This window comes from Paraburkholderia sp. BR10937, from assembly GCF_040965695.1.
Taxonomy (GTDB): Bacteria; Pseudomonadota; Gammaproteobacteria; order Burkholderiales; family Burkholderiaceae; genus Paraburkholderia.
The window spans coordinates 14,763-28,201 of the sequence record NZ_JBFRCL010000006.1 but is presented as its reverse complement, the minus strand read 5'-3'; the positions used below and the strand labels follow the sequence as shown (position 1 = coordinate 28,201).

10 protein-coding genes are annotated in these 13,439 nt (G+C 66.3%); 4 read left to right on the top strand and 6 right to left on the bottom strand.

The window, feature by feature from the left end; translation table 11 throughout:
* Positions 1 to 113 precede the first annotated feature (113 nt).
* Both AB4Y44_RS06865 and AB4Y44_RS06860 read left to right on the top strand, forming a co-directional pair.
* Complete coding sequence (locus tag AB4Y44_RS06865; RefSeq protein ID WP_342924502.1) at positions 114 to 1,400, top strand: MFS transporter; 1,287 nt, start codon at positions 114 to 116, stop codon at positions 1,398 to 1,400.
* Between the two features lie 6 nt (positions 1,401 to 1,406).
* Positions 1,407 to 4,430 (top strand): FAD-binding and (Fe-S)-binding domain-containing protein, encoded by a 3,024-nt coding sequence (locus AB4Y44_RS06860; RefSeq protein ID WP_368699053.1) that lies wholly within the window; start codon positions 1,407 to 1,409, stop codon positions 4,428 to 4,430.
* Here AB4Y44_RS06860 and AB4Y44_RS06855 read toward each other — a convergent pair.
* From AB4Y44_RS06855 to AB4Y44_RS06845, 3 genes are read right to left on the bottom strand one after another with little or no spacing between them, the layout of a single operon-like run.
* Entirely contained in the window at positions 4,427 to 5,521 is a 1,095-nt protein-coding gene (locus AB4Y44_RS06855) for a serine hydrolase domain-containing protein (RefSeq protein WP_368699052.1), read from the bottom strand. The genes AB4Y44_RS06860 and AB4Y44_RS06855 overlap by 4 nt on opposite strands.
* Positions 5,522 to 5,561: 40 nt before the next feature.
* The gene (locus AB4Y44_RS06850) at positions 5,562 to 6,869 is read right to left on the bottom strand and encodes an MFS transporter (protein WP_368699051.1); all 1,308 of its coding nucleotides are present in this window, start codon (positions 6,867 to 6,869) and stop codon (positions 5,562 to 5,564) included.
* 10 nt (positions 6,870 to 6,879) lie between these two features.
* On the bottom strand, positions 6,880 to 8,298 hold the full coding sequence (locus AB4Y44_RS06845) for a M20 family metallopeptidase (RefSeq protein ID WP_368699050.1): 1,419 nt from the start codon (positions 8,296 to 8,298) through the stop codon (positions 6,880 to 6,882).
* A 132-nt stretch (positions 8,299 to 8,430) separates the two neighbouring features.
* On the opposite strand from AB4Y44_RS06845, the gene AB4Y44_RS06840 reads away from it, so the two are divergent.
* Positions 8,431 to 9,339 carry a LysR family transcriptional regulator gene (locus tag AB4Y44_RS06840; RefSeq protein WP_342924497.1) on the top strand — a complete coding sequence of 303 codons (909 nt, stop codon included), beginning with the start codon at positions 8,431 to 8,433 and terminating at the stop codon, positions 9,337 to 9,339.
* Positions 9,340 to 9,345: 6 nt separating this feature from the next.
* On the opposite strand, the gene AB4Y44_RS06835 is transcribed toward AB4Y44_RS06840, so the two are convergent.
* The 3 genes from AB4Y44_RS06835 to AB4Y44_RS06825 all read right to left on the bottom strand — a co-directional run bounded on the left by AB4Y44_RS06835 (position 9,346) and on the right by AB4Y44_RS06825 (position 12,200).
* Positions 9,346 to 10,635 (bottom strand): type II toxin-antitoxin system HipA family toxin, encoded by a 1,290-nt coding sequence (locus tag AB4Y44_RS06835; RefSeq protein ID WP_368699153.1) that lies wholly within the window; start codon positions 10,633 to 10,635, stop codon positions 9,346 to 9,348.
* A gap of 38 nt (positions 10,636 to 10,673) precedes the next feature.
* On the bottom strand, positions 10,674 to 11,093 hold the full coding sequence (locus tag AB4Y44_RS06830; protein ID WP_342924496.1) for a helix-turn-helix transcriptional regulator: 420 nt from the start codon (positions 11,091 to 11,093) through the stop codon (positions 10,674 to 10,676).
* A gap of 273 nt (positions 11,094 to 11,366) precedes the next feature.
* Positions 11,367 to 12,200, bottom strand: a complete 834-nt coding sequence (locus AB4Y44_RS06825) for an NAD-dependent epimerase/dehydratase family protein (protein ID WP_368699049.1) — start codon at positions 12,198 to 12,200, stop codon at positions 11,367 to 11,369.
* A 174-nt stretch (positions 12,201 to 12,374) separates the two neighbouring features.
* Here AB4Y44_RS06825 and AB4Y44_RS06820 point away from each other — a divergent pair, with 174 nt between their 5' ends.
* On the top strand, positions 12,375 to 13,367 hold the full coding sequence (locus AB4Y44_RS06820) for a LacI family DNA-binding transcriptional regulator (RefSeq protein ID WP_342924494.1): 993 nt from the start codon (positions 12,375 to 12,377) through the stop codon (positions 13,365 to 13,367).
* The last annotated feature ends 72 nt before the right edge of the window (positions 13,368 to 13,439 follow it).

Genomic DNA, 13,439 nt, shown 5'->3' with positions numbered 1-13,439 from the left:
CGCACGGGGCGCGGCATGCCAGGCCGATTCCGGGTGATGCAAGGTCGTTCCCATGCCGGACGCCACTTCGAGAAGGGCGACGCGGCCGATAGAATCAGCAACGGAGACTGACGATGAAACGGTTTCGATTGACGAGCGCGAGCAGCATCGTGCTGATCATGCTCTGCATCATGTACTTCATCACCTACCTCGACCGTGTGAACGTGAGCACGGCCGCGGCGGGCTTCGGCAAGGAGTTCCAGCTCTCGCACACCGAGGTGGGGCTGGTCTTCTCGGCGTTTGCGTATCCGTATTTGCTGTTTCAGATCATCGGCGGCTGGGTGAGCGACCGCTTCGGCGCGCGCCGCACGCTGCTTTTCTGCGGCGCGCTGTGGGGTGTGGCCACGGTTCTCACGGGCATGGCGGGCGGCCTCGCCACGCTGCTCGCCGCGCGCCTTTTGCTCGGCTTCGGCGAGGGCGCGACGTTTCCCGCCTCGACCTCGGCCATGTCGCGCTGGGTCGCGAAAGAGCGGCGCGGTTTCGCGCAGGGCATCACGCACTCCGCGTCGCGCATCGGCAATGCGGTGGCGCCCGCAGTCGTGGTGTTGGTGATGGCGCGTTACGGCTGGCGCGAATCGTTCTATGTTTGCGGCGCGCTCAGCCTGCTGTGGGTGGTGGTGTGGGCGTTCACGTTCACCGAACATCCGAAGGATCACCCGCGCATTACCGAGGCCGAACTCGCGATCCTGCCGCCGCCCAAGCCGCGCGTGACCGGTCTGCCGTGGATGGCGCTCTTCAGGCGCATGATTCCGGTGACGATCGTCTACTTCTGCTACGGCTGGACGCTGTGGTTGTTCCTTAGCTGGATTCCGCAATACTTCCTGCACAACTATCACCTGCAACTGGGCAAGTCGGCGATCTTCGCCTCGGTGGTGTTTCTCGCGGGCGTGGTGGGCGATACGCTCGGCGGCCTCGTGACCGACTGGCTCTTTCAGCGCACCGGCAACCTCAAGCGCGCACGCAGCTGGATGGTCTCCGTGTGCATGCTGATCACGCTGATCGTGCTCGTGCCGCTGATGTTCGTGCACGATCCCGTCATTTCCATGGCGTGCCTCGCGGCGGGCTTCTTCTTCGCCGAAATGACGATCGGGCCGATGTGGGCGATTCCCATGGATATCGCCCCGGAGTTCTCGGGCACGGCGAGCGGCATGATGAACACGGGCTCGGCGCTGGCTGCGATCATCTCGCCCGTGGTGGGCGGCTTTCTGATCGACCGCTTCGGCAACTGGGATCTGCCGTTCGTGGGCAGCATGATACTGATGGGATGCGGCGTGATTCTCGCGTTCCGCATGCAGCCGGACAGCCGCTTCGAGCTGGGCAAGAAGGCTGACGAGCCCGCAGGTTCTCATCAAGGAGTGTGAACGGCGATGGAAGGCGCACGCACCTCGGGCATGCTGGTCAAACCGGTTCATCTCGTTCCCTCGAGCGCGGGCCACGGCTCGCCGCTCGCGCGGCGCCTGCGTGAAGCGCTGCGCGGCGACGTCTTTTTCGACGCCGCGAGCCGCGGCCGTTACGCGACCGACGCCTCGATCTATCAGATCATGCCCATCGGCGTGGTCGTGCCACGCGATCAGGACGATTTGCGCGCCGCGCTGGAAGTGGCGCGCCTCGCGCACGCTCCCGTGCTGGCGCGCGGCGCAGGTACGAGTCAATGCGGGCAGACGGTGGGCGAAGCGCTCGTGATCGACACGTCGAAGTGGCTCAACAACATCGTCGATTTCGACGCCGCTGCGCGCACGGTGACGGTCGAGCCGGGCGTCGTGCTCGATCATCTGAACGCGTGGCTCAAGCCGCACGGGTTGTGGTTTCCCGTGGATGTGTCGACGGCGGCGCAGTGCACGATCGGCGGCATGGCGGGCAACAACTCGTGTGGCTCGCGTTCGATCGAATACGGCAACATGGTGCACAACGTGCTCGGCATCGACGCGATTCTCGCGGATGGCAGCGAAGCGCGCTTCCAGTCGCTGAACCTGCCGCACGAAGGCGCGCGGCTGGCGGCGCTGCTCGAAGGCGTACAGCGCATCGCCACGCGCGAGCGCGACGAGATCGCCGAACGCATGCCGAAGGTGCTGCGCCGCGTGGCCGGATACAACATCGACCTGTTCGATTGCCAGAACCCGCTTGCCTACACCGACGACGGCGTGGCGAATCTTGCGCATCTGCTCGTAGGCTCTGAAGGCACGCTCGCGTTCAGCCGGCAGATCACGCTGAAGCTCGCGCCGCTGCCCGCGCACAAAACGCTGGGCGTGGTGAGTTTTCCCACCTTCTGGCAGGCGATGGACTCGGCGCAGCACATCGTCAAGCTCAAGCCGACCGCGGTCGAGCTGGTCGATCGCACGATGATCGAGCTTGCACTCGGCAACCCGGGCTTCAAGCCGGTGATCGAGAAGGCGCTGGTGGGCAGGCCCGATGCGATCCTGCTAGTCGAGTTCGCGGGCGACGAACGCGACGCGCAGGTGCGCCGTTTGGAAGCGCTGGTCGAGCTGATGGGCGACCACGGCCTGCCGGACTCGGTCGTGAAGATGACCGATGCGAACGAGCAAAAGGCGCTGTGGGAAGTGCGCAAGGCGGGCCTGAACATCATGATGAGCATGAAGGGCGACGGCAAGCCCGTCTCGTTCATCGAGGACTGCGCCGTGCCGCTCGAACATCTCGCGGAGTACACGAGCCGCCTGACCGAGATCTTTCATCGGCACGGCACCGAAGGCACGTGGTACGCCCACGCGAGCGTCGGCACGCTGCACGTGCGGCCGATACTCGACATGCGTCGCGACGGCGCGGCCAAAATGCGTGCGATCGGGGAGCAGGCTGCGGAGCTGGTGCGCGAGTACAAGGGCGCGTTTTCGGGCGAGCATGGCGATGGCCTGTGCCGCGGCGAATGGATTGCCTGGCAGTACGGACCGAGGATCAACGCGGCATTTTCGGAGATCAAGCAGCTGTTCGACCCCGAGAACCGCTTCAATCCCGACAAGATCGTGCGGCCGCCGAAGATGGACGATGCGAAGCTGTTCCGCTTCGCGCCGGGCTATCGCGAGCGCCAGATGCGCCCGATGCTCGACTGGTCGGCATGGGACGTGGGCCGCGATCCGTTGACGGGTGTGGAAACGCCGCCCGGCAGCGGCGACGACCTGACGGGCGGCCTCGCAAAAGCCGTGGAGATGTGCAACAACAACGGCCACTGCCGCAAGTTCGACGCGGGCACGATGTGCCCGAGCTACCGCGTCACGAAAGACGAGAAGCACGTGACGCGGGGCCGCGCGAACACGTTGCGGCTCGCGATCTCAGGGCAGCTGGGCGAGGACGGACTCGCCAGCGACGACGTCAAGGACACGCTCGACCTGTGCGTCTCGTGCAAGGGCTGCAAGCGCGACTGTCCGACCGGCGTGGACATGGCGAAGCTGAAGATCGAGGCGCGCGCGGCCTGGAACACGAAGCACGGCCTCAAGCTGCGCGAGAAGATGATTGCGTATTTACCGCGCTATGCGCGACGCGTGGCGCAAGCGGGCAGCCTTGCGGCGGCGGGCGAGCGCATCCCGGTGGTCTCCGCGTTGGCGAAGCGCGTGCTCGGCATCGCGCCGCAACGCTCGATGCCGCAGTTGCGGCCTTCGTTCCTTGCGGAGGTTGCGGCCGCGAAGCCGGACGCCGCAGCGGCAACGAAGGAAGTGGTGCTGTTCGTCGACACCTTCAACGACAACTTCGAACCCGAAAACGCCCGCGCCGCGAAGCGGGTGCTCGAAGCGGCCGGCTATTTCGTGCATTTCAACGTGCGCGGCGAAGAACGCCCGCTCTGCTGCGGCCGCACGTTCCTCGCCGCGGGACTGGTGGACGAGGCAAAGCACGAGGCGCGGCGCCTGCTCGATACCCTCATGCCGTTCGTGGCGCGCGGCGTGTCGATCGTCGGGCTCGAACCGTCGTGTCTGCTCTCGATGCGCGACGAGTTCCTGCAATACGGCTACGGCGACGAAGCGCGCGAGCTTTCGGCGGCGGCGTTCCTGTTCGAAGAATTCCTCGTGCGCGAGAAGGGCGCGGGCCGCTTCGATCTGGCCTTGCATGCACTCGATGCGCCGCGCGCGTGGGTGCACGGGCACTGCCACCAGAAAGCATTCGACGCCTTCCGGCCCGTGCTCATGGTGCTGGGCTGGATTCCGGGCCTCGATGTGAAGCCGATCGAATCGTCATGCTGCGGGATGGCGGGCAGCTTCGGCTACGAAGCGGAGCACTACGAAGCGTCGCTGGCGATGGCCGAGCTGGCGCTGTTGCCCGCCGTGCGCAAGGCGGAACGCGCCGATCTCGTCGTGGCGGATGGCACGAGCTGCCGCCACCAGATTCACGACGGCGCGAACGCCACGGCGCTGCACGTGGCGCGGGTGCTGGAAATGGCGATGCGCTAGGTCGCCAGCGTGCTCGTGCCCTGGCGCGCGCGCACGGCATCCACGGCGTGCAGCATCTTGCCGAAAAACGCATCGGCGAACTGCGAATCGAGCCAGCGCACGATCAGCGCGATCTTGCGCTCGGGCTCGATCCACATGAACGAACTGCCCGCGCCGACGCCGAACCAGCTCGACTCGGGCACGCCCGGAAACATGCGCCGCCCCGTGTTGAGCCAGACCAGCGAGCCGTAGAACGGCGCGAGCGGGCAGGGCGTGCGCATGCGCGCGATCCATTCGCTCGAGAGCACGCGGCGGCCCGATACGACGCCATCGTCGAGCAGCATTTGCGCGACCTTCAACTGGTCGTTTGCGCTCACCGACATGCCGCCGCCCCAATGCGAGCCGCCTGGCACCGACTGCACGCGTCTGCCGCCCTGGTCGATCCACGCGTCGTCGTAGCCGACCCATTGCCAGTTCTCGCTCGCACCGACGGGTCGCATGATCGTCTCGCGAAAGACTTCGGGTAACGAACGACCGAACAGACGCAGGAGCGCGAACGAAAGCTGATTGATGCGCACGTCGTTGTATTCCCAATACGTGCCGGGCGCACGCAACGGGCGCAAGTCACCCTTTTTCCCGTCGGGCGGCTCGCCGAACGTGACGGCGCGATAGTGATCGGCTTGATCGGAAAGGCCGAAGCACGTGCCTTGCCATTCGCTCGTCTGTTGCAGCAGATGCGTCCACGTGACCTGCGCATTGTGGTCGTCGTCGAAGCCGATGCCGGGCACGCGTACATGGACGGGCTCGTCGGGATCGGGCAGGAGGCCGCGGTCGTACGCGACGCCCGCGAGCAGCGCCAGATACGTCTTCGCGATGCTGAAGGTCAGATCGGGTCGATCGGGCGCGCCCCATTGCGCGAGCGGGCGCCCGTTGACAGCGATGGCGCCGGACACCGGGCCGCGATCGTGAATGGGACCCAGCAAGCGGTTCCACGGCGGCGGGTCGTTCACGTGCACGCCGAAGTTGCCATCGGCGTTACGGTCCCATGCCGATTCGTGATCGACGGAAAACTGGATGGCGTCCTGAACTTCCTGCGGCAAATCGTGTTGCATACGTGCGTGTTTCCTGTTGGTGTTCTTGTACGGTGCCGATTCAACGGGCGTCGAGGCGCATGCCGGCCCAGATCAGCGTAGCGAGGCTCAACACGGCCGCGAACATCAGCCAGAGCCCCGGCGCGAGATTGTTGCCCGTCGCCGCAATGAGCGCGGCCACGGCCAGCGGCGTGAAGCCGCCGAATACGGTCGTGCCGACGTTATAGGCGAGCGCCATGCCCGTGGTGCGCGTGCGCGTGGGGAAGAAGCTTGCCATGAGCGCCGGGATCGAGGCGAAATAGGTGACTTTCAGCACCGCGATCCAGACCACGGCGGCCAGCAGCGAGGGCAGCGAAGGGTGGGTATTGACGAACATGAACGCGGGATAGACGGTGAGCAGGAACAGTACGCCCGCCACGAACATGATGCGCATGCGGCCCACCTTGTCCGACCAGTGGCCCACGATCGGCGTGAGCACGATGGCGATCAGGCCGGCCACGAGCGTGGCGATGAAGCCCGACGAAGGCGCGAGGCCGAGCTGCCGCGCGGCATAGGTCGGCATGTAGAGCAGCACGTACTGGGCCGACGTAGTCAGGATCAGCACGCCGATCGATGCGATCACGCGCGACTTCTGCGTGGCGAACAGTTCGCGCACGGGCGACTCGGCTTTTTCGATGCGCTCGAATTCGGGCGTTTCGTCCATGCGTCGGCGGATATAGAGGCCCACGGGACCGATCAGCACACCGAACAGGAATGGAATGCGCCAGCCCCAGCCTTCGAGTTGCGGCTGCGTGAGCATGCCCGTCAGCACCGCGCCGAACAAGGAGACGAGCAGCGTGCTCGCGCCCTGGCTCGAGAACTGCCAGCTCGACATGAAACCGCTGCGCTGCGGCGCGTGCTCGATCAGGAAGGCGGTGGAACTCCCGAACTCGCCGCCCGCCGAAAAGCCTTGCAGAAGACGCGAGGCAAAAATGCCGATGGGCGCGAGGATGCCGATGGTCGCGTAGGTGGGCATCAGCGCGACCATGCCGGTGCCGATCGTCATCATCGTAATGGAGAGCGTGAGCGACGCCTTGCGGCCCTTGCGGTCGCTGTATGAGCCGAGCACGAGCGCGCCGACCGGCCGCGCGAGGTATGAGAGCGCGAAGGTGCCGAGCGTGAGCAGCAGCGACATCGTTGCGTTGTGAACGGGGAAGAAGAGCTTGGAGAGCGTCGAGGCGAAGTAGCCGTACGCGAGCAGGTCGTAGAACTCGAGCGCGTTGCCGATCGAAGTCGCGACGATGAGCCGCGAGACGTTCTTGCCTGACGTGCCTTGAGCGGGCTCTGACCAGGGCTCGCTGCCGTGCGCGGGTAGGGATTCGATGCTCATTGGAACGTCCTCATGCAAGCGTGGTTGGATGCGGTGCGGGGTTGGACGCGCCGGCCTCTCTTGCGCCGAGGTCCCAGAAGATGCCAGCCATGATGCGCAGCCCGTCGCGTACGACCGGGCCGAGCAGGTGCTCGTTCGGCGCGTGCTGCGAGCAGCCTGGATACGAATGCGGCACCCACAGCGTGGGCATGCCGAGCACCTCGGCGAATACCTCGTTGGGCAGCGTGCCGCCGAGGTTCGGCAGCAGCACGGGGTCGGCGCCCGTGGTCTCGCGCAGCGAGCGCAGCGCCCACTGCACCCAGGCGTTGTCGGGATCGACGCGCGTGGCCGGTGCGCCGCGCTCCACTTCGAGTTCGATCATGTCGAAGCCGTGCGCATCGAGGTGCGCGCGCACGATCTGTTCGAGGTCCTGCCAGTTCGTACCCACGACGAAGCGGATCTGCATGTACGCGATGGCGTGCGGTGGAATCGCGTTCACGGGCTTCTCGGGGTTGCCCGTGCGGAACGCGAGCACTTCCAGATTGTTCCAGCCGAACACGCGCTCGGTGGGCGTGAGGCCCGGCTCGCCGTAGTCGCGATCGACCTCGGGCTCGCCCGGATTGCCGCCCACGCGAATATCGGCGAGCGCGCGGCGCACGGATTCCGGAATCGGCGGCGGGCGCAGGCCTTCTACGAGGATCTTGCCGTGCGCATCGACCATCGACGCGATCGCATTCGCGAGCACGACGCCCGGATTGCGCAGCAGGCCGCCCCAGTTGCCCGAATGATGGCCGCCTTCGCGCAGCGTCAGTTCGAGCCTGAAATTGACGAGGCCGCGCGAGCCGAGAAAGATCGTAGGGCGGTGCGCGGAGAGGCGCGGTCCGTCGGAGGCGATCAGCACGTCGGCGGCGAGTTCGTCGCGCAACCGCGTGCACAGTTCGTGCAGGCCCGGCGAGCCGACTTCCTCGCCCGTTTCGAACAGCAGCTTGAGGTTGAAGCCGAGCCTGCCGCCGCGCGCATCGAGCACGGCCTCGAGTGCCGCGAGGTTGATGCTGTGCTGGCCTTTGTTGTCGGCGGTGCCGCGGCCGTACCAGCGCTCGCCGTCTACGGTTACGTCCCACGGCGTGAGGCCCTCGTGCCATTGCGCGTCGTAGCCGCGCACGACGTCGCCGTGGCCGTAGCTGAGCACGGTAGGCAGCGCATCGTCTTCGTGGCGGTGGGCAATCAGGAACGGGCCCGCGCCTTTGGCGGGATTCTCGACGACCCGGCAGGTGAAACCCCATTGGGTGAGCAACGGCGTGAGTTCCTGGTCCAGATAGCCGCGCAAACGGCCGCCGCTCTCCGGCTCCTGGCTCTCGGTGCGAAACGCCACGCGGCGGCGCAGATCGTTCAGGAAGCGGCCCGAATCGTATTGAGCGGCTGCGGTTTGAATGGCGGTGTCACGGGTCAACGCGCGTCTCCCTCTGTTTGATGCCGTCTGAATGTCGAACGATCGTGCAACCGCCGATATTTCTGCACAATTACAATATTTGTGATCTATCTTTGCCGAAACGGCAAAGCGGACGAGACCGCGCGCATCGACATGGACAACACCGCACTGCGCTATTTTCTGGAAGTGGCCCGCAGCGGCTCGCTGAGCAAGGCGTCCGAGCGGCTCTACGTCGCCGTTTCGGCGCTCAGCCGCCAGATCGCCCGGCTCGAAGAAGAACTCGGCACGCCGTTATTCGAACGGCGCCCGCGCGGCATGGTGCTGAGCGAGGCAGGCCGCATGCTTGCCGAGCACGCGCGGCGCAGCCTGCTCGAAACGGAGCGCGTGGTCGGCGAGATTCGCGGGCTGAGCGAGGGCGGCCGCGCGACCATTCGCGTGGCGAGTTCCGAAGGCCTCGCGCCGGATTTTCTGCCGCAGGTGTTCGCACACTTTCTCCGGACGTACCCGCAAACGCATTTCCAGCTGGACGTGTCGGCGCCTTCTGTTGCAACGCAGCGTGTGCGGGAGGGCACGGCCGATATCGCGTTGTGCTTCAGCGTCGCGCCCGAGAAGGAGATTGCCGTGCACTGTTCGCAGCGCGCGCCGATCTTCGCGCTGATGCGGCGCGATCATCCGCTGGCGGCGCGCGAGTCGCTGTCGCTGCGCGATCTGATCCCGTGGCCGGTCGCCATGAACAGTCAGGGCGTGACGATCCGCCAGCTGCTCGACATCGCCTGCAGCCTCGAAGGGTTGATCTTCGAGCCGGTGTTCGTCAGCAACTATCATGTGGCATTGCAACGATTCGTACGCCTGACCGATGCCGTGACGTTCACCGGTTTTCTGACCGTGCGCGGCCGTCTCGAGGTGGAGGGGCTGGCCGCCGTGCCGCTCACGAACCCGGAGCTGCATCAGCGTACGCTGCAGATCCAGACGATGGCGGGCCGCACGCTGCCGCAGACCATGCAGGCGTTTGTCGACCTGCTCACGCGCGCGATCGACGGCGAGGAGCTCGTGTGCGGCTGATGTTGCCTACGCGCTGAGCCGCGCGGCGAGCCGGCGCATGCCGGCGAAAACGGCGTCGGCTACGTCTGCGGGGAAGCCGGCGGGGATTTGCGCCGCGACGGCTTCGATCACGCGCGGCGTTTGGGCCGCCACCTGCGCGAGCATCGCTTCGACCTCCGCCGCGGCGAAGCCCACGCGCTGGCCTTGCGCGATCCAGTGGCGCGGATAGATCTCCTCGACGCGATAGTGCCGGTTGCGTCCGCGCACGGCCATCGCAAGGCTCACGCGTTGCGGCGCAATATGATTGCGGCCCCGGCCGATGACCGGATGCGCACTGAGCACGTCGTAGAGCGGCGTGGCCGCGTACTGGCTGCCGGGCAGCAGCGCAATGCTGTAGTTCTTTGCGTGGCCGTCCGTGGCCGCGAGCAGCCAGAAGATGACCTGCGTGACGAAAAAGTGGCGGCGGTCGGCCGTGGCCTGCGCGGAGCCGTCCAGCACCTGCATGATCGCGTCGATGCCGGGGCCGCCGTCGGCTTCGTATTTGGCGAGGCCGGACGTGCCCGTGGCCTGGCACAGATCCTCCTGCGGCAGGCGCACGATCCATCTGGCGTCGCTCGCAAGACGCCGGTCGAAGCGCTCCACGACCAGTGCCTTCGCGTCCTCGAATTGCGCGATTTCGCACGGCGCGACGGGCAGACCGTAGGCCGCGATGATTTGCGTGCACAGCCACTCGTTTTCCACCGAGGTGCGCATGTCGGCGCGCATGTTGCCGACGAGGCCGAGCGGCAGCTTCAGGATGTGCGTGGTCGGCGTGCTGCCTTGCGGAAGCAGCCACTCGCCGCCATGGCGCAGCAGCGCAGTCTTCTCCTGCGCCCCGGCGATCGACAGCCGCAGGCTGTCCACGGCATCGTGCTCGCCCGCATGTGGCGTGGCGGTGGTTTCGCGCAGCAGTTGCGCGATGTCGCCGTCGCTCAGGGGGCGCCCCTTGATGCTCTTCAGGCCGGTGGGCGCAACGCCAGCTGGAAGAATTTGCAGCGCACCCACGCAATCGCGGCCGAGCGCGGCGAGCAGCTCGAACGGCGAGGTGCCGCCGGTCTGGTAGCGCGCGGCGATGCGTCTGCGGATGCGGTCGCTGTCCGGCAGCAGATTGTCGAAATAATCCGCGACGACCTGGCCGCGGTAGGGCTGGTTGCCGGGCGTGAACGGCAGCGAAAGGGAGAGCGGGCGGCCTTGCTCGTCGTCGAGCCAGCTGTCGAGGTAGACGAGGCGTTCGTTGCCGCGCGCGTTCTCCCAGTAGCCCACCGGCAGGCCGTTCATCCACAGGTCGAGCCGGTTGGGCAGGCGGGGGCGTGCGCTCACCAGTCCTCCCTCGGCTTGCGGCGGGCGGCGGACTGGCGCTGCGGCGCTGCGGCCTCTGGCGTGGTGTGGGTGCGTTTGCGGGCGGCCGGGGGCTTGGCCGCGCTCGACATCCTGGCTGCCGCTGCAGGGGGGCTGGCCGGGCGCGGAGCGGTTTTCGCCGCGACCGGCGCGGCCTTGGCTTCGGGCGCGCCGAGCTTGATTTCGACGTCGACGAGCCGCAGGACCCGCACGAGCCGCTCGACGCTCGCCGCTTCGGGATTCGCCTCGAACGCGGCATAGCTCTGCTGCGAGATGCCGAGCCGCGCGGCGAGGTCTTTCTGGGTGAGGCCGGCCTTCTTGCGGAAGCCGACGAGAATCGGGCGCAGCTGGCTCAGGGTCTTGAGAGGGTAGTCCACGGCAACTCCGGGCGGCGACATGCCGATGCAGACGGCCGAGGCAAACGGAAACGCGCGGCGCAGTCGAATACAGTCTATACCCTGTAAAGTAAAAATACAAATCACGGGCTGTAATTTAAAAATACAGCCTGCAGGTTGTATTCGCTGGCGGGCGAGGGTGCCTTAGGCACGCGTGGTGCCGGCGAATGTGCAACTAACTGTCAATTGCCGCCAACCCTGCCCCAGCCGCTTCGCGGCCAAAACGGCCTGTTTTCAGGCGTCCGGGCCAGTCTCCGCTTTTTATCAGGACTCCGATCAGAGCTCGGCGCCTTGCATCGGCTCGCCCAGCACGAACGGTCCGCCCTGGTACTGCTGCGCGGCGTCGGCCAGCTCGGCGTTGGGCGCGGTTGCCGGGAAGCGCTCGGCGTACGCCGCCGAGCTGTCGCGCGGCCGGTAGCCGAGGAAACCCGCCTTGCCGTTGTCCCACCAGCTTGCCGGGTTGTCCGACACGCCATAGACGATCGCATGGCCCACGCGGTTGGTGAACAGCGAGCAGCGCACGAGTTCGATGAAGTCGCGATAGCTCAGGAACGTGACGAGCATGCGTGCGTTCTTCGGTTCTTCGAACGACGAACCGATGCGCAGACAGACCGTCTCCATGCCGAAGCGATCGAAATAATAGCGCGACAGCGATTCGCCGAAGCATTTCGTCACGCCGTACAGACTGTCCGGCCGGTGCGCGGCATCGGTATCGAGCACGCTCGTCACGGGATGGAAGCCCGTGACGTGATTGGAGCTGGCGTAGACGATGCGCTTGATGCCGTGCTGGCGCGCGGCTTCATAGAGGTTGTACGTGCCGCGGATGTTGGCTTCGAGCAGATCGTCGAACGGCGCGTCGATGGAGATGCCGCCGAGGTGCACGATCGCATCCACGCCTTCCACGAGTTGCATGACCGCCTCGCGGTCCGAGAGGTCGACGCGGCGCGTTTCCTCGTGCGGCGCCGCCTCGCCCAGTTCCGTGATGTCGCTGACGCGCACGACGTCGGCCCAGTTCGCGAGCGCGCCGCGCAACTGACGGCCCAGATTGCCGCCTGCGCCAGTAAGAAGAAGACGGCTGAACGGTTTGGCTGCAAGTGAGTGTTGCGACATCAGGGCTCCCTGGGAATTATTTTGATATTGAAAACGCGAGGAAAACGTTTTCCTAATATAGCCATCGCGAGTCGCAGCGTCAATGGAGGAATACCTGCGGCGAATACCGGGGTTCACCCCAGGTCCGTTTCTGAGACAATGCTCGCCGTCGATCCTCCCTGGCGTTGCCAATCTATGAAAAGTGGTTCCCCGACGATTCGCGATGTCGCCGCCATGGCCGGCGTCTCGGTCGCGACGGTATCGAAGTACGTGAACGGCACGCAGCGCTTTTCGCCGACGGTGGAAGCGAAGGTCAAGGACGCCATCGCGCTGCTCGGCTACCGCTCCAATCCGCTGGCGCGCTCGATGATCACGGGGCGCACGCGCACCATCGGCATCGCCATCCTGGATATCGCGAACCCGCACTTCACGAACGTGGTCAAGGGCGCGAACCGCGTGGCGCTCCAGCACGACTACACGCTGCTTCTCGTGGACGCCGAAGAGAATCTCGCGCGCGAGCGCTCGCTCATCGAAGCGCTCGCGCCGCGCGTGGACGGGCTGATCGTCAGCTCGAGGGCTTCCGAGGAGATCGCCCGGTGGACGATGAATCTGGGCAAGCCGGTCGTCATGCTCCGGACCGTGCGCGGGCTCGACATGCCCACCGTGGGATTCGACAACCGGCTCGCGACGTCCATGCTGGTGCGCCACCTGCTCAATCTCGGGCACCGCCATGTGGCCTATCTGGGCTTCGCCGCGGCGACCATCAACGACGAGCGGATTGCCGGCGCCACCGAGGCACTGGCCGAGGCCGGCCTCACGCTCGACGTCTACGAGACGCACGCGCCGACCGCCCAGGCGGGCGAGCAGGCCTGCTCGCGGGTGATGCTGGGCCCGAAGCGTCCGCAGGCGGTGATCTGCTACAACGACCTCATCGCGCTCGGCTTCATGAAGGAGGCCCGGTCGCTCGGCTTTCGCGTGCCGCAGGACGTCTCGGTCGCCGGCATCGACAACGTGCCCTACGGCGAATATGTCGAGCCGCGCCTCACCACGGTCGACGGGCAGAGCGAGCGCATGGGCGAGCTGGCCATGCAAAAGCTCATTGACGTCCTCGCCGGCCGCGCCGATGTCGAGCAGGTCGTGCTCGAACCCCGCCTCGTCGTGCGCGACTCGACCGTCGCCCGCCGCTGATTTCCTGATCGCTGTAGATCCCCCGCGCTGGCCGCCAGACAACGGCCGGCGGCCTTGCCACGCCTGCTCCCG

Coding starts and splice junctions, on each gene's coding strand:
- AB4Y44_RS06865 (WP_342924502.1), top strand. CDS start 114: ATGAAACGGTTTCGATTGACGAGCGCGAGCAGCATCGTGCTGATCATG.
- AB4Y44_RS06860 (WP_368699053.1), top strand. CDS start 1,407: ATGGAAGGCGCACGCACCTCGGGCATGCTGGTCAAACCGGTTCATCTC.
- AB4Y44_RS06855 (WP_368699052.1), bottom strand. CDS start 5,521: ATGCAACACGATTTGCCGCAGGAAGTTCAGGACGCCATCCAGTTTTCC.
- AB4Y44_RS06850 (WP_368699051.1), bottom strand. CDS start 6,869: ATGAGCATCGAATCCCTACCCGCGCACGGCAGCGAGCCCTGGTCAGAG.
- AB4Y44_RS06840 (WP_342924497.1), top strand. CDS start 8,431: ATGGACAACACCGCACTGCGCTATTTTCTGGAAGTGGCCCGCAGCGGC.
- AB4Y44_RS06835 (WP_368699153.1), bottom strand. CDS start 10,635: ATGAACGGCCTGCCGGTGGGCTACTGGGAGAACGCGCGCGGCAACGAA.
- AB4Y44_RS06830 (WP_342924496.1), bottom strand. CDS start 11,093: ATGTCGCCGCCCGGAGTTGCCGTGGACTACCCTCTCAAGACCCTGAGC.
- AB4Y44_RS06825 (WP_368699049.1), bottom strand. CDS start 12,200: ATGTCGCAACACTCACTTGCAGCCAAACCGTTCAGCCGTCTTCTTCTT.
- AB4Y44_RS06820 (WP_342924494.1), top strand. CDS start 12,375: ATGAAAAGTGGTTCCCCGACGATTCGCGATGTCGCCGCCATGGCCGGC.